Origin of the sequence: Streptomyces sp. NBC_00414, assembly GCF_036038375.1 — a bacterium.
Lineage (GTDB): Bacteria > Actinomycetota > Actinomycetes > Streptomycetales > Streptomycetaceae > Streptomyces.
The window spans coordinates 7,466,995-7,488,511 of record NZ_CP107935.1; the positions used below are offsets into that span (position 1 = coordinate 7,466,995).

The 21,517-nt window shown below is 72.2% G+C and carries 25 protein-coding genes; 20 read left to right on the forward strand and 5 right to left on the reverse strand.

From position 1 onward, the window contains the following. Positions 1-119: 119 nt before the first annotated feature. From ybaK to OHS59_RS32455, 4 genes are all read right to left on the reverse strand, one after another. Positions 120-620 (reverse strand): Cys-tRNA(Pro) deacylase, encoded by a 501-nt coding sequence (gene ybaK, locus OHS59_RS32440; protein WP_328496899.1) that lies wholly within the window; start codon positions 618-620, stop codon positions 120-122. A 39-nt stretch (positions 621-659) separates the two neighbouring features. Beyond that, positions 660-1,400 (reverse strand): LON peptidase substrate-binding domain-containing protein, encoded by a 741-nt coding sequence (locus tag OHS59_RS32445; protein ID WP_328496900.1) that lies wholly within the window; start codon positions 1,398-1,400, stop codon positions 660-662. A gap of 11 nt (positions 1,401-1,411) precedes the next feature. Beyond that, on the reverse strand, positions 1,412-2,455 hold the full coding sequence (locus tag OHS59_RS32450) for a hypothetical protein (RefSeq protein ID WP_328496901.1): 1,044 nt from the start codon (positions 2,453-2,455) through the stop codon (positions 1,412-1,414). Positions 2,456-2,660: 205 nt separating this feature from the next. Continuing rightward, a complete protein-coding gene (locus OHS59_RS32455) occupies positions 2,661-4,241 on the reverse strand; it encodes an oxidoreductase (RefSeq protein ID WP_328496902.1) in 1,581 nt (526 codons plus the stop codon). A gap of 212 nt (positions 4,242-4,453) precedes the next feature. Between OHS59_RS32455 and hisD the strand changes: the two genes are divergently transcribed. From hisD to OHS59_RS32505, 10 genes are all read left to right on the forward strand, one after another. Continuing rightward, positions 4,454-5,776 (forward strand): histidinol dehydrogenase, encoded by a 1,323-nt coding sequence (gene hisD, locus OHS59_RS32460; protein WP_328496903.1) that lies wholly within the window; start codon positions 4,454-4,456, stop codon positions 5,774-5,776. After that, positions 5,773-6,984, forward strand: coding sequence for a histidinol-phosphate transaminase (locus tag OHS59_RS32465; protein WP_328496904.1), 1,212 nt, complete (start codon positions 5,773-5,775; stop codon positions 6,982-6,984). The genes hisD and OHS59_RS32465 overlap by 4 nt, the downstream gene beginning before the upstream one ends. Then, entirely contained in the window at positions 6,981-7,574 is a 594-nt protein-coding gene (gene hisB / locus OHS59_RS32470; RefSeq protein ID WP_328496905.1) for an imidazoleglycerol-phosphate dehydratase HisB, read from the forward strand. The genes OHS59_RS32465 and hisB overlap by 4 nt, the downstream gene beginning before the upstream one ends. 2 nt (positions 7,575-7,576) lie before the next feature. Continuing rightward, complete coding sequence (locus OHS59_RS32475; protein ID WP_328496906.1) at positions 7,577-7,741, forward strand: hypothetical protein; 165 nt, start codon at positions 7,577-7,579, stop codon at positions 7,739-7,741. Beyond that, complete coding sequence (gene hisH, locus OHS59_RS32480) at positions 7,732-8,382, forward strand: imidazole glycerol phosphate synthase subunit HisH (protein ID WP_328496907.1); 651 nt, start codon at positions 7,732-7,734, stop codon at positions 8,380-8,382. Before OHS59_RS32475 ends, hisH begins: the two co-directional genes overlap by 10 nt. A 3-nt stretch (positions 8,383-8,385) precedes the next feature. Continuing rightward, a complete protein-coding gene (priA, locus tag OHS59_RS32485) occupies positions 8,386-9,111 on the forward strand; it encodes a bifunctional 1-(5-phosphoribosyl)-5-((5-phosphoribosylamino)methylideneamino)imidazole-4-carboxamide isomerase/phosphoribosylanthranilate isomerase PriA (protein WP_328496908.1) in 726 nt (241 codons plus the stop codon). After that, complete coding sequence (locus OHS59_RS32490; RefSeq protein WP_328496909.1) at positions 9,108-9,527, forward strand: RidA family protein; 420 nt, start codon at positions 9,108-9,110, stop codon at positions 9,525-9,527. Before priA ends, OHS59_RS32490 begins: the two co-directional genes overlap by 4 nt. Next, positions 9,524-10,279: an imidazole glycerol phosphate synthase subunit HisF gene (gene hisF, locus OHS59_RS32495; protein ID WP_328496910.1), complete on the forward strand. Its 756-nt coding sequence runs from the start codon at positions 9,524-9,526 to the stop codon at positions 10,277-10,279. Before OHS59_RS32490 ends, hisF begins: the two co-directional genes overlap by 4 nt. Positions 10,280-10,390: 111 nt before the next feature. Continuing rightward, positions 10,391-10,978: a helix-turn-helix domain-containing protein gene (locus OHS59_RS32500; RefSeq protein WP_328496911.1), complete on the forward strand. Its 588-nt coding sequence runs from the start codon at positions 10,391-10,393 to the stop codon at positions 10,976-10,978. A 30-nt stretch (positions 10,979-11,008) separates the two neighbouring features. Further along, entirely contained in the window at positions 11,009-12,286 is a 1,278-nt protein-coding gene (locus OHS59_RS32505) for an MFS transporter (protein ID WP_328496912.1), read from the forward strand. A gap of 116 nt (positions 12,287-12,402) precedes the next feature. On the opposite strand, the gene OHS59_RS32510 is transcribed toward OHS59_RS32505, so the two are convergent. After that, positions 12,403-13,038: a TIGR03085 family metal-binding protein gene (locus OHS59_RS32510; protein WP_328496913.1), complete on the reverse strand. Its 636-nt coding sequence runs from the start codon at positions 13,036-13,038 to the stop codon at positions 12,403-12,405. 175 nt (positions 13,039-13,213) lie between these two features. On the opposite strand from OHS59_RS32510, the gene hisI reads away from it, so the two are divergent. The 10 genes from hisI (at position 13,214) to OHS59_RS32560 (ending at position 21,450) form a co-directional block, all read left to right on the forward strand. Next, entirely contained in the window at positions 13,214-13,633 is a 420-nt protein-coding gene (gene hisI / locus OHS59_RS32515) for a phosphoribosyl-AMP cyclohydrolase (protein WP_328496914.1), read from the forward strand. Positions 13,634-13,644: 11 nt separating this feature from the next. Further along, complete coding sequence (locus OHS59_RS32520) at positions 13,645-15,141, forward strand: anthranilate synthase component I (protein WP_328496915.1); 1,497 nt, start codon at positions 13,645-13,647, stop codon at positions 15,139-15,141. Between the two features lie 121 nt (positions 15,142-15,262). Further along, entirely contained in the window at positions 15,263-15,904 is a 642-nt protein-coding gene (locus OHS59_RS32525) for a TIGR02234 family membrane protein (protein ID WP_328496916.1), read from the forward strand. A 336-nt stretch (positions 15,905-16,240) separates the two neighbouring features. After that, positions 16,241-16,474, forward strand: a complete 234-nt coding sequence (locus OHS59_RS32530) for an HGxxPAAW family protein (RefSeq protein WP_328499443.1) — start codon at positions 16,241-16,243, stop codon at positions 16,472-16,474. 105 nt (positions 16,475-16,579) lie between these two features. Then, positions 16,580-17,029 carry a DUF2752 domain-containing protein gene (locus OHS59_RS32535; RefSeq protein WP_328496917.1) on the forward strand — a complete coding sequence of 150 codons (450 nt, stop codon included), beginning with the start codon at positions 16,580-16,582 and terminating at the stop codon, positions 17,027-17,029. A gap of 167 nt (positions 17,030-17,196) precedes the next feature. Then, complete coding sequence (gene trpC, locus OHS59_RS32540) at positions 17,197-18,006, forward strand: indole-3-glycerol phosphate synthase TrpC (RefSeq protein WP_328496918.1); 810 nt, start codon at positions 17,197-17,199, stop codon at positions 18,004-18,006. An 8-nt stretch (positions 18,007-18,014) separates the two neighbouring features. Next, complete coding sequence (gene trpM, locus OHS59_RS32545) at positions 18,015-18,278, forward strand: tryptophan biosynthesis modulator TrpM (RefSeq protein WP_328496919.1); 264 nt, start codon at positions 18,015-18,017, stop codon at positions 18,276-18,278. Between the two features lie 174 nt (positions 18,279-18,452). Beyond that, positions 18,453-19,745, forward strand: a complete 1,293-nt coding sequence (trpB, locus tag OHS59_RS32550) for a tryptophan synthase subunit beta (protein ID WP_328496920.1) — start codon at positions 18,453-18,455, stop codon at positions 19,743-19,745. Beyond that, positions 19,742-20,557, forward strand: a complete 816-nt coding sequence (gene trpA, locus OHS59_RS32555) for a tryptophan synthase subunit alpha (protein ID WP_328496921.1) — start codon at positions 19,742-19,744, stop codon at positions 20,555-20,557. The genes trpB and trpA overlap by 4 nt, the downstream gene beginning before the upstream one ends. Before the next feature lie 116 nt (positions 20,558-20,673). Continuing rightward, positions 20,674-21,450 carry a DsbA family protein gene (locus OHS59_RS32560; protein WP_328496922.1) on the forward strand — a complete coding sequence of 259 codons (777 nt, stop codon included), beginning with the start codon at positions 20,674-20,676 and terminating at the stop codon, positions 21,448-21,450. The last annotated feature ends 67 nt before the right edge of the window (positions 21,451-21,517 follow it).

The window sequence follows — 21,517 nt, forward strand, 5'->3', positions numbered from 1 at the left end:
TCGAGGGGTCACGCAAGCCTGCCGAAGGGGCACGCACACCCGCCGAGGGGTCACGCCCGCCCGTCGTCGAGGGGGGCGCGCACAGCCCGGCGAGGGTTCACACACGGCCCGCCGAGGGTTCACGCCCGCCCGACGGCGGCGACCACCGCGCCCGTGAGCCCCGCGAGGTCGTCCGGAGCCAGCTCGACCTCCAGCCCCCGCCGCCCGGCGGAGACACAGATCGTCGCGTGCCCGCTCGCGGACGCGTCCAGGACCGTACGGAGCCGCTTGCGCTGCCCGAGCGGGGAGATGCCCCCGCGGACGTACCCCGTGGTGCGCTCCGCGGCGGCCGGATCGGCCATCGCGGCCCGCTTGCCGCCCACCGCCGCCGCCAGCGCCTTCAGGTCGAGGGAGCCGGCCACGGGCACGACGGCGACCGTCAGCTCCCCGTCGACGTCCGCGACCAGCGTCTTGAAGACCCGGTCCGGGGACACGCCCATGGCCTCGGCCGCCTCCTCCCCGTACGAGGGATGCGCCGGATCGTGTTCGTAGGCGTGCACCGTGAACTCGACCCCGGCCGCGGTGAGCGCCACGGTCGCCGGGGTTCCGCCCGCCTGCTGCTTCTTCGCCTTCTTCGCCAAGAGAAGACCCTTCTTACGGACTGGGGCTCGCGAACCCGTTCAGTTGAGGCTGGTCGGCCCGCGGGTCAGCTCCGACGCGGGCAGCGAGGGCAGATTGCGGATGATCGCGGTCTCCGCCCGCAGCAGCGTCAGCTCCTCGCGCAGCCGGGACGCCGTGTCCGGTGCCTGGAGCAGCCGCTGTTTCGCCGGGACGTCCAGCATGGCCGCAGCCGCGACCAGGTACGAGACGACGGACGGCTCGTCCGGCAGATCGGCCCCGGTCGCAAGGGACCGCTCCCGCGCGCCCGCCAGCCGCTTCTGGTACTGCCGGAAGGCCCGCAGCACCCCTTCCGCCAGCGCCCCGGCCTCTTCGCCGGGCTCCTCCGGCAGTTCCTCGAGCTCGGCCGTCAGGTAGGGCCCGGAGGCGTCCACGGAGACCAGCCGCACCCGGGTCGTCCCGGTGGCCAGCACCTCGAAGCTGCCGTCGGCCCGCTCCCGGACGGTCGCCGCGTCGGCGACGCAGCCCACCGAGTGGAAGGCCTTCAGCGGGTCGTCGCCGAAGCCGGCCGAGGGCCCGCGCCGCGGCACGGCCGTCTGGTCCGGCATGCCGGGCGAGGTGGCCGCGACCTCGTGGCCGTCGCGGATGGCGACGACGGCGAACCGGCGCGGTTCGTCCTCAGGTGTCTTCAGCAGATCGCGCATCATCGCGCGATAGCGCTCCTCGAAGATGTTCAGCGGCAGGACGAGCCCGGGAAACAGCACCGAGTTCAGGGGGAAGAGTGGGAGCCGGACGGTGGTCACGACGCGAAAGCCTAATGGTCACCGGAGGGCGCGCGTCCGCCGTGCTCACTCCGTGGATGCGGAAGATCCCCGATGCGTGACCTCAGGGGCCTGTCCGAGGCCACCTGGAGGCGGATCCCGTCGCGCAGTTCCAGGAACTGGCCGAGCGGATCGTCCGAGACACGGTCCCAGGGGAACGAGGTGGCGTACGGGCCGATCCGGCGCAGCTGTTCCAGCGCGTCCTCCCAGCGTTCGAGCCGGATCAGCACGTAGGTGAGCAGATTGCGGACCTCCGCGGGCCACGGGTCGGCGTCCTCGTACTCCGCGGAGAGGGCGATGGCCAGGTCGGCCGCCCTGTCGAGGCGCTCGCGGCCGACGGCGGCCCCGCCGCCCTCGGTCAGATAGGCGAAGGCCGCCCGTACGGGCAGTGCCTGGACCAGGGAGCCGGGCAGCGCGTCCTGCGCGGCGCGCTCGGCGAAGTCGAAGCACTCGCGGTGCGAGCCGTACCAGGCGGCGGACAGGTACTGCAGGGCGGCCACATGGCAGCCGTAGTGGTGCGGGGAGCGGCGTACGGCCTGTGCCCACAGCTGCTCGAACTCGGTGTGCGGCGCGTTCGTGCCCCGGGCGTGGTCCAGTGCGATCCGCCACGGCACCGGGTCGCGCGGGGAGCCCTCGGCGGCGGCGGAGATCAGCGGTCCGACCTGGCGCAGCAACTCGGCGCGGGCCGGTGACCGCCAGCTCCGGCACACCGCGAGCTCGGCCCTGACCAGAGCGGCGTCGGGGTCGTGCGGGGCGGCGGCGCGCCAGTCGTCGAACCACTCGCCGCGGGAGAGGGCGAAGGCCGCGAGGCGCGTCGTGTACCGGTCCCGGTTCTCCCACTCGGCGGCCTCGCGGGTGGCGGACAGCAGCTTGGCCGCGCTGCCGTACTCGCCGCGGCCCGCCGCGACCAGGGCCGGGCCGAGCCGTTCGTCCGGGGCGTCGAGCAGTACCTCGTCGTCGTCGGGCAGACCGGCGGCGAGACTCGAAGTGTTCCGCGCCATCCGGACCGTACGGAGGAGCGCTCGCAGCAGTGCCATGGTGAGGTCCATTGAAAACCGCAGGTCGGACGTGTGCCAGAGGGTGCTCGGTGACGCTTTCGTAACCGTGGTTCGGTTGCGTGAAAAATGGTCAAGGGTGAGTAAAAGGTGACTGTTGCTCAGGTGTCGGGCAGCTGTGGGGCGACCGTGCGACAGGGACCGCCCGGCCCGTGCGGGGCTCCCGGCCCATGGGCTCGGCGGCCGCTCAGCCTCTGCGGAGCGTGCGGGTGGCGCCCGCCGCCACCGTCGTCGCCAGGACCCAGCCCAGCAGGATCACCACCGCGGCCAGCCACTGCCAGCCGCCGCGCAGCTGCCAGTAGCCGGCCTGGCCGAGGTCGATGAGCGGCAGCAGCAGGTCCAGGGCGAAGATCGACGGGTTCCACGGCGGATGCTCGCCGCTCTTGAGCGGCGGATGGTCGGCGTGCGCGAAGGCGAGGGAGGTCACCGCCCACAGCACGCCCATCCAGATGGCCGCACGCCCCGGCCGGTACCCGTAGGCGACCGTCCAGTCCTGCACGTAACCCCACAGCCTGGCCGCTATCGGCAGGTTCTCCCGGCGGTGGCGCTGCTTGGCGAGCAGCACCTCGCGCGCGTCCTCGTCCTCGCCGCCGTTGCGCAGCACCGTGGCGAGGCGCTCGTACGGCTCCGGGTTGTACTCGGGAGTGGCCGCGGCCACCCACTGCAGGCGCCGGGCCAGCGGGAACGGGCCGCGCGGCACCAGGGACTCGTACTGGAAGCCGCCCATCTGCAGCTGGCCCGCGCCCGGCCAGCTGGTCGCCTGGTCGACGAGGGTGACGACCCGCGCCCCGTTCAGCACGACCCGTCCGCGCTGCGGACGGCGGCCCAGGAACCGCAGCTCGGGCACCTGGACGCGGCGCAGCGAGACCTCCTGGTCGTCGCGCAGGGTGAGGCGGGCCTGCTCGAAGTCCACCGCGTCCCCGAACCGGCCGTCGTCGAGCCGGATCCCGCCCTCGCACTCGAACCGCTGGACCCGGGTGCCGCGCGCGGGCGTCCGGCCGCTGGTCTGCACGGGGTCGAGGACGCCCGCGGGGGTCAGATACATGGTGCGTCCGACGGTCAGCTGCGGGGCGTTCAGCGCCCGGCGTCCGTACGGATTGGCCAGCCTGCTGCCGCGCAGGCTGAGCGAGACGCCCACCTTCGCGCCGCGCAGGCTCAGCTCGCCGTGCGACTCCATCATCTCGGCCTGCAGGTCCTGCCCGATGGTCATCCCGTCGCCGACGAGGGAGTTGTCGCGCCGGTCCCGGTAGATCACGGACTGGTTGAGCAGCAGATCCGTGCCGATGTGCGCGTCGGTGAGTCGGATGCCGTTGTGGAAGCGGCAGCGCGGCAGGTGCAGATCGCCCTCGGTGTGCAGCCGGGCCGCCTCCAGCCGGGGTATCGCGCAGTCCACCAGACGCAGGGTGGTGAACCGGGACTCCGGCAGCAGGATCTCCCTCTCGAAGCGGCAGCCCTTCATCTCGACGTACGGCTCGACGGTGCCGCCCGCGAGATCGAGGGAGTCGACGATCTGGATCCCGGCCAGCTTGAGGGAGGCCACCCGGCCGTCGAGCGCGGGAGGCCCGTTCAGCAGCAGCCAGCACACGATCCGGGCCCGCACCGTGCGCTCCGGGCCCCAGGGGTGACCGCCGTGCGGATCGTCGACGACGGTGTCCCCGGCACGGAGGTCGTACACGCTGCCGTTGCGGAACGCCTGCCACATGCCGGCCTCGGCCGCGGTCAGGTCGTCGGGCAGTTCACCGACGCGCAGGCCGGCCCCATCGGTCACGGTTTTCTCTCTCTCCCCAGCTACTCGCGAGTTCGTACAGCCGTCCCTGTGATGCCCGCTGAGTCGGCGCCTGAACGCCGAGAGTGACGGTGGTGGCTCTCAGTGACCATGGGGGGCCGGATCAAGCCACGCGGCGGCCGGTGGTCCGCGGCTCGTATCAGCGATTGATACAGCCGTCCGGCGCCCGACGGCCGTCTGAGAGAATTAGCTACGTGATCTCTCGAATCGATCTGCGCGGCGACGCCCTTCCCGAGGGCCCCGCCCTGCGCGACCTGCTGCCCCGAGCCGACTTCGACGTCTCGGCCGCCCTGGAGAAGGTGCGTCCGATCTGCGAGGCCGTGCATCATCGGGGCGACGCGGCGCTGATCGACTACGCGGAGAGGTTCGACGGCGTACGCCTGGAGTCCGTACGGGTCCCCGTGCGGGCCCTCACGGACGCGCTCGACCAGCTCGACCCGGCCGTCCGCGCGGCCCTGGAGGAGTCGATCCGCCGCGCCCGCATCGTCCACCGCGAGCAGCGCCGCACCACGCACACCACCCAGGTGGTCCCCGGCGGCTCGGTCACCGAGAAGTGGGTGCCCGTCGACCGCGTCGGCCTGTACGCGCCCGGCGGCCGGTCGGTCTACCCCTCCTCCGTGATCATGAACGTGGTCCCGGCGCAGGAGGCCGGCGTCGAGTCGATCGCGCTCGCCTCGCCCGCCCAGGCCGACTTCGGCGGCCTGCCGCACCCGACGATCCTGGCCGCCTGCGCGCTGCTCGGCATCGACGAGGTGTACGCGGCCGGCGGCGCGACCGCCGTGGCGATGTTCGCGTACGGCACCGAGTCCTGCGCCCCCGCCGACATGGTCACCGGACCCGGCAACATCTGGGTCGCCGCCGCCAAGCGCTACTTCGCCGGCCGGATCGGCATCGACGCCGAGGCCGGACCGACCGAGATCGCGATCCTCGCCGACGAGAGCGCCGACCCGGTGCACGTCGCCTCCGACCTGATCAGCCAGGCCGAGCACGACCCCCTCGCCGCCGCCGTCCTCGTCACCGACTCGGTCGCGCTGGCCGACGCGGTCGCCAAGGAGCTGGAGCCGCAGGTCGCCGCCACCAAGCACGTCGAGGACCGGATCGTCCCGGCGCTCGCCGGCCGGCAGTCCGCGATCGTGCTGGTCGACGGTGTGGAGGAGGGCCTGCGGGTCGTCAACGCGTACGGCGCCGAGCACCTGGAGATCCAGACGGCCGACGCGGGCGCCGTGGCCGAAAGGGTCAGGAACGCCGGCGCGGTCTTCGTCGGACCCTGGGCGCCCGTCTCCCTCGGCGACTACGCGGCCGGCTCCAACCACGTCCTGCCGACCGGCGGCTGCGCCTGCCACTCCTCGGGGCTGTCCGTGCAGTCCTTCCTGCGCGGCATCCACATCGTCGACTACACGCGCGACGCGCTCGCCGAGGTCGCCCACCACGTGGTGACACTGGCGGAGGCGGAGGACCTCCCCGCCCACGGCGCCGCGGTCAAGGCCCGGTTCGGCTGGAAGGTGCCAGGCAAGTGAGTACCTCCGACATCTCCCCCGGCAGCTCCGTCGGTATCGACGACCTGCCCGTCCGCGACGAGCTGCGCGGGAAGTCCCCGTACGGCGCGCCCCAGCTCGACGTGCCCGTACGGCTCAACACCAACGAGAACCCGTACCCGCTGCCCGAGGCGCTCGTCGAGCGGATCACCGAGCGGGTGCGCGAGGCGGCCCGGAACCTCAACCGCTACCCCGACCGGGACGCGGTGGAGCTGCGCACCGAACTGGCCGCCTATCTGACGAAGACCACCAAGTACGTGGTCGGCGTCGAGAACGTCTGGGCGGCCAACGGCTCGAACGAGGTCATCCAGCAGCTGCTGCAGACCTTCGGCGGGCCCGGCCGCACCGCCATCGGCTTCGAGCCCTCGTACTCGATGCACGGACTGATCTCGCGCGGCACCGGCACCGGATGGATCTCAGGACCACGCAACGACGACTTCACGATCGACCCGGCCGAGGCCGCGAAGGCCGTCGCCGAGCACCGGCCCGACGTCGTGTTCATCACCACCCCCAACAACCCCACGGGCAACGCCGTTCCACCCGAAACGGTCCTCGCGCTGTACGAGGCGGCGCAGGCGGCACGGGCCGAAACCGGTGGCGCGATGGTCGTCGTCGACGAGGCCTACGTCGAGTTCAGTCACGGTGAGTCACTGCTGCCGCTGCTCGAAGGTCGGCCGAATCTCGTCGTGTCCCGCACCATGTCGAAGGCCTTCGGCGCGGCCGGGCTGCGCCTCGGCTATCTCGCCGCCCACCCCGCGGTCGTGGACGCCGTCCAGCTCGTACGGCTGCCCTACCACCTGTCGGCCGTCACCCAGGCGACCGCGCTGGCCGCCCTGGAGCACACCGACACGCTGCTCGGGTACGTCGAGCACCTGAAGACCGAGCGGGACCGGCTGGTCGACGCACTGCGCGTCCTCGGCTTCGAGGTCACCGAGTCCGACGCCAACTTCGTCCAGTTCGGGCGGTTCGACGGCGAGCAGGGCTCGCACGAGGCCTGGCGGCGGATCCTGGACCGGGGCGTCCTGGTCCGGGACAACGGCGTACCGGGATGGCTGCGGGTCACCGCCGGCACCCCGGCCGAGAACGACGCGTTCCTCGACGCGGTCCGTGAGCTGTCGCGCGCTTTGCCGCGCGAGTTGCCGAAATCCGCGGGGGACACCCCCGCACCCCCGAAGGAGCAGAGCGCATGAGCCGCGTAGGCCGTGTCGAACGGATCACCAAGGAGACCTCCGTCGTCGTCGAGATCGATCTCGACGGCAGCGGAAAGGTCGATGTGTCGACTGGCGTCGGCTTCTACGACCACATGCTCGACCAGCTCGGCCGGCACGGTCTGTTCGACCTGACCGTGAAGACCGACGGCGATCTGCACATCGACTCGCACCACACCATCGAGGACACCGCCCTCGCGCTGGGCGGCGCCTTCAAGCAGGCGCTCGGCGACAAGGTCGGCATCTACCGCTTCGGCAACTGCACCGTCCCGCTGGACGAGTCGCTCGCCCAGGTGACCGTCGACCTCTCCGGGCGCCCCTACCTCGTGCACACCGAGCCCGAGAAGATGGCGCCGATGATCGGCGAGTACGACACGACGATGACCCGGCACATCCTGGAGTCCTTCGTCGCCCAGGCGCAGATCGCCCTGCACGTGCACGTGCCGTACGGGCGCAACGCGCACCACATCGTGGAGTGCCAGTTCAAGGCGCTCGCCCGCGCCCTGCGGTACGCCTCCGAGCGCGACCCGCGCGCGGCGGGCATCCTTCCCTCCACGAAGGGCGCGCTGTAGGCATGAGCGGCCTCTCCACCATCCTGATCGTCGTCGGGCTCTTCCTGCTCGGCGGCGTCTACTCCTTCGTCAAGCAGCAGATGCCCAAGAGCCTCATCGTGCTGCTGTCCATCGGCGCGGCGATGTGTCTCGTGGCCGGTGTCGTCCGGCTGGAGGTGTGGAATTGAGTACCTCTTCAAAGCGCGTGGTCGTCTTCGACTACGGCTTCGGGAACGTCAGGTCCGCCGAACGCGCACTCGCGCGCACGGGCGCCGAGGTCGAGATAACGCGCGACTTCGACACGGCCATGAACGCCGACGGGCTGCTGGTGCCGGGCGTCGGTGCCTTCGCCGCCTGCATGAAGGGCCTGCGGGACGCGCGCGGCGACTGGATCGTCGGACGCCGCCTCGCCGGCGGCCGACCTGTCATGGGCATCTGCGTCGGCATGCAGATCCTCTTCGAACGCGGCATCGAGCACGGCGTCGAGACCGAGGGCCTCGACGAGTGGCCGGGATCGGTCGAACCGCTCCAGGCCGACATCGTGCCCCACATGGGCTGGAACACCGTCGAGTCCCCGGCGGGCACCCAGCTCTTCGCCGGCCTCGACGACGACGCCCGCTTCTACTTCGTGCACTCGTACGCCGTCCACGACTGGTCCCTGGAGACCGCGAACCCGGCGATGCGCTCACCGCTCGTCACCTGGTCCACGCACGGCAAGCCCTTCGTGGCGGCCGTCGAGAACGGCGCCCTGTGGGCCACCCAGTTCCACCCCGAAAAGTCCGGCGACGCCGGAGCCCAGCTGCTCACCAACTGGATCGGAACCCTGTAGACCATGGCCAAGCTCGAACTCCTCCCCGCCGTCGACGTCCGTGACGGCCAGGCCGTCCGGCTCGTGCACGGCGAGTCCGGTACGGAGACCTCGTACGGCTCGCCGCTGGAGGCGGCCCTCGCCTGGCAGCGGTCGGGCGCCGAGTGGCTGCATCTGGTGGACCTGGACGCCGCGTTCGGCACGGGCGACAACCGCGCGCTGATCGCCGAGGTCGCCCGCGCCATGGATATCAAGGTGGAGCTGTCCGGCGGCATCCGTGACGACGACACGCTCGCCGCGGCCCTCGCCACCGGCTGCACCCGGGTGAACCTCGGCACCGCGGCCCTGGAGACCCCCGAGTGGGTCGCCAAGATCATCGCCGAGCACGGCGACAAGATCGCGGTCGGCCTCGACGTACGCGGCACCACCCTGCGCGGCCGCGGCTGGACCCGCGACGGCGGCGACCTCTACGAGACGCTGGAGCGCCTCGACAAGGAGGGCTGCGCGCGCTACGTCGTCACCGACATCGCCAAGGACGGCACGCTCCAGGGCCCGAACCTGGAGCTCCTTAAGAACGTCTGCGCGGCCACCGACCGCCCCGTGGTCGCCTCCGGCGGCGTGTCCTCGCTGGACGACCTCCGCGCCATCGCCGAACTCGTGCCCCTCGGCGTCGAGGGCTCGATCGTCGGAAAGGCCCTCTACGCCAAGGCGTTCACCCTGGAAGAGGCGCTCGCGGCGGTGGCCGAGTGAGCGCCGTACGACGCGTCACGACCGGCGCCCCCTGGGAGGAGGCCTTCGGCTACTCCCGCGCGGTGGAACTCCCGAACGGCCTGGTGCTGGTCTCCGGCTGCACCTCCGTGGTCGACGGCCAGATCGCCGGGGGAGACCCGTACGAGCAGGCCGTCAACTCCTTCAAGGTCGCCCTCGCGGCCCTGGAGCAGCTCGGCCTCGGCCGCGAGCACGTCGTCCGTACGCGCATGTACCTCACGCACGCCCGTGACGTGGAGGACATCGGGCGCGCCCACAAGGAGTTCTTCGACGCGGTCCGGCCGGCCGCCTCCATGATCATCGTCTCCGGCTTCGTGGACCCCGGTCTGGTGGTCGAGGTCGAGGTGGAGGCGTACCGGGAGGCGGCACCGGGCCCTCGGGGGGAGTCCGCCTCATGACCCTCGCCGTACGAGTCATCCCCTGCCTGGACGTCGACAACGGCCGGGTCGTCAAGGGCGTCAACTTCCAGAACCTGCGCGACGCGGGCGACCCCGTCGAGATGGCCAAGGTGTACGACGCCGAGGGCGCCGACGAACTGACGTTCCTGGACATCACCGCGTCCTCCGGCAACCGCGAGACCACCTACGACGTGGTGCGCCGCACCGCCGAGCAGGTGTTCATCCCGCTCACGGTGGGCGGCGGTGTGCGCACCGCCGAGGACGTCGACAAGCTGCTGCGGGCCGGCGCGGACAAGGTCGGCGTCAACACGGCCGCCATCGCCCGCCCCGACCTGATCCGCGAGATCGCGGAGCGGTTCGGCCGGCAGGTGCTGGTCCTGTCGGTGGACGCGCGCAGGACTCCCGAGGGCACCTTCGAGGTGACCACCCACGGCGGTCGCAAGGGCACCGGCATCGACGCCGTCGAGTGGGCGCACCGGGCCGCCGAGCTGGGCGCGGGCGAGATCCTGCTCAACTCGATGGACGCCGACGGCACCAAGGACGGCTACGACATCGAGATGATCGAGGCCGTACGCAAGCACGTGACGGTGCCGGTCATCGCCTCCGGCGGCGCCGGCAGCCTCGCCGACTTCCCGCCGGCCGTCACCGCGGGCGCGGACGCCGTGCTCGCCGCCTCCGTCTTCCACTTCGGGGATCTGCGGATCGGCCAGGTCAAGCAGGTGCTGCGGGAGGCGGGACACCCCGTGCGGTAACACTCCGTAGAGAGCCCCGGCTGCGGCCGGGGCTCTTTTTCCCACCGATGCAAAAGAAAAGTTGCGCAGTTTTTATTGCGCAACTTTTCTTTCGTATCTACGGTGGGGTTCATGAGCGGCACGGAGAACCAACCGATCACGGACCTGGGCACCCTCAAGGCCCTGGCCCATCCGCTGCGGATGCACTTGTACCGGGGGCTGTGCGTGGCCCGCACCGCCACCGCCTCCCAGCTCGCCGAACAGGTCGACGAAGCGGTCTCCCTGGTCAGCTACCACCTGCGCAAGCTCGCCGAGCACGGGCTGATCGAGGCGGCCGAACCGCAGAGCGGTGACGCCCGCGAGCGCTGGTGGCAGCCCGCCTCACAGGGCGTGAGCATCAGGGACAAGGACTTCCGGGACGCGCCCGAGCGGGCCGCCGCGCACCTGGCCGCCACCAGGCTCTTCCACCAGCAGCGGTCCGACATGTACCGCCGCCACCTCGACGAGCGCCTCACCTGGGGCCCCGAGTGGAACTCCGCCACCTCGGACAACGAGTCCCTGCTGCGGCTGACCGCCGCCGAACTGACCGAGCTGAGCGCGGAGCTGCTCGCCCTCGCCAAGAAGTACGACGAGAGGGGACGAGCCGCGGAAGCGGCCGGCGAGACCGAGGGGCGCGAGAACGTCGCGCTGCACGCACGCGCGTTCCCGTTCCGCACCTGACCGTTCGATCGTCCGAGAGAGGCCGTCGACGTGACCGTCACCCCCGCGATCTCCGCATACGCTCCGCCGGCCGGGGACCGCCCCGCCCACCGCGACCCCGACGTCCTGCGCTGGCTGGGCGCGTACGCCTCCTCGGCGATCGGCGACAACATCTACTACGTGGCGCTGTCCTGGGCCGCCGTGCAGTCCGGTACGCCCTCGCAGGCCGGGCTCGTGATGGCCGTGAGCGCCGTACCGCGCGCCCTGCTCATGCTGGGCGGGGGAGTGATCGCCGACCGCTTCGGCCCGCGCCGCGTGCTGATCACCAGCACCGGCGTGCGGTGCGCGGTGGTGGCCGCCGTCGCCGTCCTGCTGCTGGTGAGCAGCCCCGGACTGTGGCTGCTCGGACTGCTCGCCCTGGTCTTCGGAGTGGTCGACGCCGTGCTCATGCCCGCGCTCGGGGCGCTGCCGGCCAGGATCACCGCCCGCGGCCAGCTGGCCCGCGTACAGGGCATGCGCGGCATGGCGAGCCGTCTCGCCAACGTCCTGGGCGCCCCGCTCGGCGGCCTCGGAGTGGCCCTCGGGGGAGCCGCGGCGGCCTTCGGCGCGGCGGCGCTGCTCTTCGCGGTGGCGCTGCCGCTGCTCACGGCCGTCCGGATGGGGCGGCGGCCGGAACAGCCGTCGGAGGAGCCCGCCGGACAGGAGCCGCCCGCCCGGCCGACGGCCGCGCGCGAACTGCGGGACGGGCTGCGCCACATCCGGCGGAACCCCGTCCTCGCCCGGCTCATGGTGGTCATCGCGCTGAGCGACCTGGGCTTCGTCGGACCGCTGAACGTCGGCCTGGCCCTGCTCGCGGACGAGCGCGGCTGGGGCGCCGCCGGGATGGGCTGGGTACTGGCCGGATTCGGGGCCGGGGCGGGCACGGCGTCCCTGCTGCTGACGATACGGGGGCGGGTGCCGAGGGCGGGACTGGTGCTGTCCGTGACGATCGCCGTCGGGGCCGCCGCCGTCGGGGCGCTCGCGTTCGTGCCCACGGTCCTCGCCGCGGTCGGCGTGGCGCTCGCCGTGGGGCTGCTCGCAGGACTGAGCGGGGCGTTGTGCGGGGCGCTGATGCAGACCGAGTCGGATCCCGCGTTCGTCGGCCGGGTGACCTCCGTGGCGAGCCTCTTCAGCCTCGGGCTCGCCCCGCTCACGTTCCCGGTGACCGGCGCGGCGATCGCGCTCTGGGGGACCGGACCCGTCTTCGCCGCCAGCGCGGGCGTGTGCGCGCTCGGCGGGCTGGCCGGGCTGTGCTCCGGGGCGTTGCGCCACGCGGAACTTCCCCGGTAGGCATCGCCCCGGGGCCGACCCGCGTGGCCTGCCCGCGCCCCTCCCGGAGCGCGGGCCCTCGCGAGGAGCAGCCGAGGGGAGCCGAGGGGGAGCCGACGAGGAGCCGCGGCTCCCGGCTACAGACCCAGCTGCTTCGTCTCCTGGAGCTTGGCGATCGCGTCCTTGTCGCCGTCCACCTCCACGTCGGCCACGCCCTGCCGGCCGTGCGCGAAGAGGACCAGCTCGGAGGGGTCGCCGGTGACCGTGACCACGGGGGTGCCCTTGTGGGCGACGACCGTCTGGCCGTCCGGGCGGCGCAGGACCAGGCCGGTGGGCGCGCCGCGGCCCATCAGCCGGGCCGCCCGTTCGAGCCGGGACCACAGGGCGTCCTGGAAGACCGGGTCGAGGACCCGCGGCACCCAGTCCGGCCGGGCACGGCGCACGTCCTCGGTGTGGACGTAGAACTCGATCGCGTTCGACGCCTCGTCGATCTGCTTGAGGGAGAACGGCGAGAAGCGCGGCGGCCCCGTACGGATGAGCTGGACCAGCTCTTCGTACGGCTTCGCGGCGAACTCAGCCATCACCCGGTCGAGACGTGAGGCGAGCTGCTTGATCAGGATGCCGCCGGCGGCATCGGGGCGGCGCTCGCGCACCACGACATGGGCGGCGAGATCACGGGTGTTCCAGCCCTCGCACAGAGTCGGGGCGTCCGGTCCCTCGGCCTCCAACAGATCGGCGAGGAGAAGTCGTTCACGCTTCGCATGGGTCGACATGTCTGCCAGCCTACGACCGCCCCCGCGGTCCGCCCACTTCTCCGGGCCACCGATCTCACCTGCCCCGCCCTTTTGTCCGGCGGCCTCGCCCGGTCCGGTCCTCTCGTCCGGTCCGGCCCTCTCATCCAGTGGACGCCGTCCGGACACGTGCGGCCGGCGCGGCACAATGGTCGGCATGACCAGCACGCCCACGCCCAGCAGGCCCAGCGGCCTGGATCCCGAGATCGCCGCACGCCTCAGGCGCAGCGCCGACGGGCTCGTACCCGCCATCGCCCAGCAGTACGACACCGGTGAGGTGCTGATGCTCGGCTGGATGGACGACGAGGCGCTGCATCGCACGCTGACGACCGGCCGGTGCACCTACTGGTCGCGCAGCCGCCAGGAGTACTGGGTCAAGGGCGACACCTCCGGACACTTCCAGTGGGTCAGGTCCGTCGCCCTCGACTGCGACGCCGACACCCTGCTGGTCAAGGTCGACCAGGTGGGCGCCGCCTGCCACACCGGCGACCGCACCTGCTTCGACGCCGACGTGCTCCTCAAGGACGCCGGGGACGCAGGGGGCGCCGGTTCCGGCGTACCGGCCGTGGATCAGTAAGGTCAGCCGCCATGGACCTCGACACCTTCCGCAAGCTGGCCACCGACCGGCGTGTCATCCCCGTCAGCCGCAAGCTCCTCGCGGACGGCGACACCCCCGTCGCGCTCTACCGCAAGCTCGCCGCCGAGCGCCCCGGCACCTTCCTCCTGGAGTCCGCGGAGAACGGCCGAACATGGTCGCGCTACTCCTTCGTGGGCGTCCGCTCGGCCGCCACCCTCACCGAGCGCGACGGCCAGGCGCACTGGCTGGGCACCCCGCCCGTCGGCGTCCCGGCCCACGGCGACCCCCTCGCGGCCCTGCGCGCCACCATCGAGGCCCTCCACACGCCGCACGACCTCGTCCAGGGCCAAGGCCTGTCCGGACTGCCCCCGTTCACCGGCGGCATGGTCGGCTACCTCGGCTACGACATCGTGCGCCGCCTGGAGAAGATCGGCCCCGGCGAGCGCGACGACCTGAAACTGCCCGAGCTGACCATGCTGCTCACCAGTGACCTCGCGGTCATGGACCACTGGGACGGCTCGGTCCTGCTGATCGCCAACGCGATCAACCACAACGACCTCGACACGGGCGTCGACGAGGCCTATCACGACGCCGTGGCCCGCCTCGACGCCATGGAGGCGGACCTCTCCCGCTCCGTCTCGCAGCCCCCGGCGGCGCTCCCGCCGTCCGAGCTGCCGGAGTACACCGCGCTGTGGGGCGGCCCCGACTACCAGGTCGCCGTCGACGACATCAAGGAGCGCATCCGGGCCGGCGAGGCCTTCCAGGTCGTCCCCTCCCAGCGCTTCGAGACGGCGTGCACGGCGAGCGCGCTGGACGTCTACCGGGTCCTGCGGGCGACCAACCCCTCCCCGTACATGTACCTCTTCCGCTTCGACGGCTTCGACGTCGTGGGCTCCTCCCCGGAGGCCCTGGTCAAGGTCGAGGACGGGCAGGCGATGGTCCACCCCATCGCGGGCACCCGGCCGCGCGGCGCCACCGTCCAGGAGGACCAGGCGTACGCCGACGAGCTGATCTCCGACCCCAAGGAGCGCGCCGAGCACCTGATGCTCGTCGACCTGGGCCGCAACGACCTCGGCCGGGTCTGCGAGCCCGGCTCCGTGGAGGTCGTCGACTTCATGTCCATCGAGCGCTACTCGCACGTCATGCACATCGTGTCCACGGTCACCGGCAAGGTGGCCGAAGGCCGTACGGCCTTCGACGTACTGACCGCCTGCTTCCCCGCCGGCACCCTCTCCGGCGCCCCCAAGCCCCGCGCGATGCAGATCATCGACGAACTGGAGCCCTCGCGGCGCGGCCTGTACGGCGGCTGTGTCGGCTACCTCGACTTCGCGGGCGACTCCGACACCGCCATCGCCATCCGGACGGCTCTGCTCCGCGACGGCACGGCGTACGTGCAGGCGGGCGCCGGGGTCGTCGCCGACTCGGATCCCGTCGCCGAGGACACCGAGTGCCGCAACAAGGCGGCGGCGGTCCTCCGCGCGGTCCACACGGCCAACCGGCTCTCCTGACAGCGGGCTGCGGCCGTCCCGGGGCCACCGGTAGTCAAGAGGTCGACAAGCAGACATTCGCGCGCAGTGCGACGCGGGTCACGTGTCCCCGGGTGACGGTTCGCCCGGAGTTCAGGCGATAGTGGGGTACGTGACTGCTGTACCGCACCCCCGATCCGAAGCTCCCGGACCCGCCCGGTCCGGCCGCCGAAGCCTTGCCGTCGCCCTGCTGTCCGGCGCGCTCGGCGCGGCCCTCGTGCTGCTCGCCACCCGGCGTGGCTGGTCGGGCGGCACGGCGACCGTGGCCGGTGGCGACTTTCCGCTGAGCGCCTCAGGCAGTGACGTCACGGGCGTCCCCGCCTCCCTGGCGATAGTGGGACTCGCCTCCCTCGTCGCCGTCTTCGCCGTCCGCCGGGCCGGCCGCTTCCTGGTCGCCGGACTCCTCGCGCTCTCCGGCGCGGGGACGATCGCCTCGGCGCTCCTCGGTCTCTCCGACAGCTCGGCGCTCGACGAGAAGGCCGCGGAGGCCACCGGGGACACCGCCGCGACCGTGGGCGCCATGACCCACACCGGGTGGCCGTACGTGGCCGCGGTGGGGGGTCTGCTGTTGCTTCTCGCGGGGCTGCTCGCGCTGCGGTACGGGCGGCTGTGGCCGACCATGTCCGGGCGGTACGAGCGGGACGGGACGCCTAGGCCCCGGCGGGTCCGGGCGCCGGTGGATCCCGACCGGCCCGAGGAGATCTGGAAGGCGCTCGACCGGGGCGAGGACCCTACGGGCGCGTAGCGCCCCACTTGGGTGCGCTTCTTCGGCTGCGGGCCCGGTGGGGGCTTGTCGCGCCGTTCCCCGCGCCCCTTGAAAGCGAAACGGTTGCGCCGTTGCCCGCGCCCCCAAGGGCAAAGACGAAACGATTGCGCCGTTCCCCGCGCCCCTGGTGGGGCCCGGCTGGGGCCGGAAGCGGGGCGCAGCCCCGTTCTTCAGGGGCGCGGGGAACTGCGCGGCCGGCCCTCGCCCGGCCCCCGGCCTTACGGGGGCCACCCCCGGACAAAGGCACGTACGCCGGTGCGGGACAATGGTGAGCGAGTGTCCGACTCATACACGTACAGCAACGAGGAGCAAGTCATGGCGGGCAGCAGCCACGGTCACACCCCGGCCGCCTGGACCGGTGTCATCATCGCCATCATCGGTTTCTGCGTCTCCGGTGCCTTCATGGTCATGGCCAGCCCGCTGGGCTTCTGGGCCGGCATGGTCATCGTCGCCCTCGGTGGCGTGGTCGGCATGGCGATGCGCGCGGCGGGCCTCGGCCAGGCGAAGCGCACCCACCCCACCCACCAGGTGGCGTCGGCCGAGAGCTGACCCCGGCACCGCACCACGCGTCACGGCATCACACGAGGCGGGTCCGGCTCTTCGAGCGTCGGAGCCGCCTCCCGCCGTGTGCGGCAGACACCCCGGCGCGGCAGAATGCGACGGGTGAACGCCGAATCCCAGAGGATGACGCCCGCTCCCGGATCCGCGACCGCTCTACGACGGCTCGCCGTGCCCGGCGGGATCCTCGTGGCCGTCGCCGCGGCCTTCGCGTACGTGGGAACCGTCGACCCGAACGAACCGGGCCACTACCCCGCCTGCCCGCTGCTCCGGTACGCGGGCGTCTACTGCCCCGGCTGCGGAGGACTGCGCAGCGCCTACGCCGTCGTGCACGGGGACCTCGGTACGGCCCTGGGAGCCAACGCGGTCGCCGTGATCGGCTATCTGGTCTTCGCCGTGCTGTGGACCGTCTGGGTGGTCCGCACGATCCGGGGCCGGCCCACCCGGGTCGATCCCGGGACCCCGCTGCTGTGGACGCTGGGCGCGTTGTTGCTGGTCTTCACCGTTGTCCGGAACCTGCCGTTCGGTGGCTGGCTCCACCCTTGATCAACCGGTGAACGTCCAGGTAGTGGGACCGGCGTCAACCGGATGTGAGGGCCAAGCCCTCCTGCGGATACCATCGCAGTGACCACCGGTTTCGTCCGATGCGACAAAACCCCGGTCGACCGCAGAACCGCTTCAACCGTTCACCGTCAGGGAAGGGGGCCGCTCGCGTGAGTGTGCTCGACGAGATCATCGACGGAGTCCGTGCCGACCTCGCGGAGCGGCAGGCGCGCGTCAGCCTCGACGAGCTCAAGGAGCGCGCCGCGAAGGCTCAGCCTGCCAAGGACGGTGTCGCGGCCCTGCGCGGCGACGGCGTCAAGGTCATCTGCGAGGTCAAGCGCTCCAGCCCGTCCAAGGGCGCCCTCGCCGCGATCGCGGACCCCGCGGCCCTCGCCGCGGACTACGAGGCCGGCGGCGCGGCCGTCATCTCCGTGCTCACCGAACAGCGCCGCTTCGGCGGCTCGCTCGCCGACCTGGAGGCCGTCCGGGCCCGGGTCGACATCCCGGTGCTGCGCAAGGACTTCATCGTCACGTCGTACCAGCTGTGGGAGGCCCGGGCGTACGGGGCCGACCTCGCGCTGCTCATCGTGGCCGCCCTCGACCAGCCCGCCCTGGAGTCCCTCATCGAGCGCGCCGAGTCCATCGGGCTCACCCCGCTCGTCGAGGTGCACGACGAGGACGAGGTCGACCGGGCGGTGGACGCCGGGGCGAAGGTCATCGGCGTCAACGCGCGCAACCTCAAGGACCTCAAGGTCGACCGCGGCACCTTCGAGCGCATCGCACCCGAGATCCCCGCGCACATCGTGAAGATCGCCGAGTCCGGTGTCCGCGGGCCGCACGACCTCATCGCCTACGCCAACGCGGGCGCCGACGCCGTACTCGTCGGTGAGTCCCTGGTGACCGGCCGGGACCCGAAGACCGCCGTCTCCGACCTGGTCGCCGCGGGCGCGCACCCCGCGCTGCGGCACGGACGGGGCTGACACCCCCGATGCACGCCGACCGCCTCCTCGCCACGACCACCCGTCCGGGCTCCCGCCCGGACGGTGGTCCGGCAGGTGTGCGGTCCGCCGCCGCGGCGCCCTCGGTGGCCCGCGGCCCCTATGCCCGGCTCGCCCGCGGCTGCCGTCCGCGCGGCTGCCGGGCGCCCGCGCGGCGTGTGCACGGGCGGCGGGTGCGGTACGTCATCGGCGACGAGCCGGGCCAGGTGAACGGCATGCGATGGCGCCGGCGCGTGTCACCCGCGGTGAGCTGAACCGCGTCCAAGTGCTCCGCCGGAAGCCCGTTGATGAACCCGCGGGCCGGTGAGGGCTGGTCGCGCAGTTCCCCCGCGCCCCTGAAGGGGCGCTGCCTCATCGAAGGTGACGTGCGATCCCCGTGACCCCCCTTCCGACCAATCCCGGGGCCGACGCCCCAGCGAGGTAACCGCATGTCCAGCGAGTTCTTCATTCCCGACCCCGAAGGTCACGTTCCGAGCGCCGAGGGGTACTTCGGCGCGTTCGGCGGCAAGTTCATCCCGGAGGCGCTGGTCGCCGCCGTGGACGAGGTCGCCGTCGAGTACGACAAGGCCAAGTCCGACCCCGAGTTCGCCCGGGAACTGGACGACCTGCTCGTCCACTACACCGGCCGGCCCAGCTCCCTCACCGAGGTCAAGAGGTTCGCCGAGCACGCCGGTGGCGCCCGGGTCTTCCTGAAGCGGGAAGACCTCAACCACACCGGCTCCCACAAGATCAACAACGTGCTCGGCCAGGCCCTGCTCACCAAGCGCATGGGCAAGACGCGCGTGATCGCCGAGACCGGCGCCGGCCAGCACGGTGTCGCCACGGCCACCGCCTGCGCGCTGTTCGGCCTCGAATGCACCATCTACATGGGCGAGATCGACACCCGGCGCCAGGCCCTCAACGTGGCCCGGATGCGCATGCTGGGCGCCGAGGTCATCGCCGTGAAGTCCGGCAGCCGCACGCTGAAGGACGCCATCAACGAGGCCTTCCGCGACTGGGTCGCCAACGTCGACCGCACCCACTACCTGTTCGGCACGGTCGCCGGACCGCACCCCTTCCCGGCGATGGTCCGCGACTTCCACCGCGTCATCGGCGTCGAGGCCCGCCGCCAGATCCTGGAGCGCGCCGGCCGTCTCCCCGACGCGGCGATCGCCTGCGTCGGCGGCGGCTCCAACGCCATCGGCCTCTTCCACGCCTTCATCCCGGACGCGGACGTACGCCTCATCGGCTGCGAGCCCGCCGGACACGGCATCGAGACCGGCGAGCACGCGGCCACCCTGACGGCCGGCGAGCCGGGCATCCTGCACGGCTCCCGCAGTTACGTCCTCCAGGACGAGGAGGGCCAGATCACCGAGCCCTACTCGATCTCGGCCGGACTCGACTACCCGGGCATCGGCCCCGAGCACGCCTACCTCAAGGACAGCGGCCGCGGCGAGTACCGGGCCGTCACCGACGACGCGGCCATGCAGGCCCTGCGCCTGCTCTCCCGCACCGAGGGCATCATCCCGGCGATCGAGAGCGCCCACGCGCTCGCAGGCGCCCTGGAGGTCGGCAAGGAGCTCGGCCCCAACGGGCTGATCGTCATCAACCTCTCCGGCCGCGGGGACAAGGACATGGACACGGCCGCCCGCTACTTCGGCCTGTACGACACCGAGGCGGACGCCGTCGTCGAGGCGGACGCCGACAGCGACACCGCCGAGATCGAAGGGGACGCCAAGTGAGTGGCAACATCCGGCTGTTGAGCGACACCCTCGCCGCGGCGAAGGCCGAGGGCCGGTCCGCGCTCATCGCGTACCTCCCCGCAGGCTTCCCGACCGTCGACGGCGGGATCGCGGCCGTCAAGGCCGTCTTCGAGGGCGGCGCGGACGTCGTCGAGGTGGGCCTGCCGCACAGCGACCCCGTCCTCGACGGACCCGTCATCCAGACCGCCGACGACATCGCCCTGCGCGGCGGCCTCAAGATCGCGGACGTGATGCGCACGGTCCGCGAGGCGTACGAGGCCACCGGCAGGCCCGTCCTCGTGATGACGTACTGGAACCCGATCGACCGCTACGGCGTCGAGCGCTTCACCGCCGAACTGGCCGAGGCGGGCGGCGCCGGGTGCATCCTGCCCGACCTCCCCGTCCAGGAGTCGGCGCTGTGGAGGGAGCACGCCGAGAAGCACGGCCTCGCGACCGTCTTCGTCGTCGCGCCCAGCAGCAAGGACGCCCGCCTCGCCGACATCACCGCGGCGGGCTCCGGCTTCGTGTACGCGGCCTCGCTGATGGGAGTCACCGGCACCCGCGCGTCCGTGGGTGCCCAGGCGCAGGAGCTCGTCCGGCGCACCAAGGCCACCACCGACCTCCCGGTCTGTGTCGGCCTCGGCGTCTCGAACGCGGTACAGGCGAGCGAGGTCGCCGGCTTCGCCGACGGCGTCATCGTCGGCTCGGCCTTCGTGAAGCTGATGCTGGACGCCCCCGACGAGGCCGCGGGCCTGGACGCCGTACGGGCCCTCGCCGCCGACCTCGCCGAGGGCGTGCGCGGCACGGTGTAGCGGCGGCGTAGCGGCCGGTGCGGTGGACGACCGCCCGCTCGAAAGTCCGCTCACTCGAACGGGTGGACCTGGGGCCGGGGAGGCGCGGTGCGCCTCCCCGGTTCGTTCTGCGGGATGTGAGCGAGAAGAACCGTGACGGAAAGCGCACCGCCCGCGAGCGGCTGGCGGAAGAGCGAGACAAGCAGAAGACGGCCGACAAGCGCCGCCGGGTGCTGGTGGTGGGCGGTGCGGTCGTCTGCGTACTGGCCCTGGCCGGGGTGATCGGCGTCCTGGCCGCGAACTCGGGCGACGACAAGGCGGACACCGAGGCGGGCCCGCTGACGGCACCCTCGGGGGCGAACGGCGACGACAGCCTCGCCATCCCCGTCGGCAAGGAGAGCGCGAAGTCGACCCTCACCGTGTGGGAGGACTTCCGCTGTCCGGCCTGCAAGAGCTTCGAGGACGCCTACCGCTCGACGATCCATGAGCTGACGGACTCCGGACAGCTCAAGGCCGAGTACCACCTGGCGACCCTGATCGACGGGAACATGAGAGGGAGCGGCTCCCTGCGAGCCGCCAACGCCGCGGCGTGCGCCCAGGACGCCGGGAAGTTCCCCGCCTACCACGACGTGCTGTTCGAGAACCAGCCCGCCGAGACGGACGACGCGTTCGCGAAGAACAGCAAGCTGATCGAGCTGGCCGGCAAGGTGGACGGACTCACCACCGACACCTTCAAGAAGTGCGTCGACGACGGCACGCACGACAGCTGGGTCGCCAAGTCCCACAAGGCCTTCCAGGGCGGCGGTTTCAGCGGCACCCCGACGGTCCTGCTGAACGGGAAGAACATCTACCAGGACCAGACGATGACCCCGGCCAAGCTGAAGCAGATGGTGCAGCAGGCCGACAAGGCGTGAGCGGGGGCGGGGCCGCCGGGTCCCGCCCGGCCTCGCCCGGTCTCGTTATGGACCCGTAGCCCGGGCG

Excerpts from the sequence above, each read along its gene's own strand:
- hisI (WP_328496914.1), top strand. The coding sequence starts at position 13,214 with ATGACCAGCACGCCCACGCCCAGCAGGCCCAGCGGCCTGGATCCCGAG.
- OHS59_RS32520 (WP_328496915.1), top strand. The coding sequence starts at position 13,645 with ATGGACCTCGACACCTTCCGCAAGCTGGCCACCGACCGGCGTGTCATC.
- OHS59_RS32535 (WP_328496917.1), top strand. The coding sequence starts at position 16,580 with ATGCGACGGGTGAACGCCGAATCCCAGAGGATGACGCCCGCTCCCGGA.
- hisF (WP_328496910.1), top strand. The coding sequence starts at position 9,524 with ATGACCCTCGCCGTACGAGTCATCCCCTGCCTGGACGTCGACAACGGC.
- priA (WP_328496908.1), top strand. The coding sequence starts at position 8,386 with ATGGCCAAGCTCGAACTCCTCCCCGCCGTCGACGTCCGTGACGGCCAG.
- trpB (WP_328496920.1), top strand. The coding sequence starts at position 18,453 with ATGTCCAGCGAGTTCTTCATTCCCGACCCCGAAGGTCACGTTCCGAGC.
- OHS59_RS32475 (WP_328496906.1), top strand. The coding sequence starts at position 7,577 with ATGAGCGGCCTCTCCACCATCCTGATCGTCGTCGGGCTCTTCCTGCTC.
- hisB (WP_328496905.1), top strand. The coding sequence starts at position 6,981 with ATGAGCCGCGTAGGCCGTGTCGAACGGATCACCAAGGAGACCTCCGTC.
- OHS59_RS32500 (WP_328496911.1), top strand. The coding sequence starts at position 10,391 with ATGAGCGGCACGGAGAACCAACCGATCACGGACCTGGGCACCCTCAAG.
- OHS59_RS32530 (WP_328499443.1), top strand. The coding sequence starts at position 16,241 with ATGGCGGGCAGCAGCCACGGTCACACCCCGGCCGCCTGGACCGGTGTC.
- trpM (WP_328496919.1), top strand. The coding sequence starts at position 18,015 with ATGCACGCCGACCGCCTCCTCGCCACGACCACCCGTCCGGGCTCCCGC.
- OHS59_RS32510 (WP_328496913.1), bottom strand. The coding sequence starts at position 13,038 with ATGTCGACCCATGCGAAGCGTGAACGACTTCTCCTCGCCGATCTGTTG.
- OHS59_RS32450 (WP_328496901.1), bottom strand. The coding sequence starts at position 2,455 with ATGGCACTGCTGCGAGCGCTCCTCCGTACGGTCCGGATGGCGCGGAAC.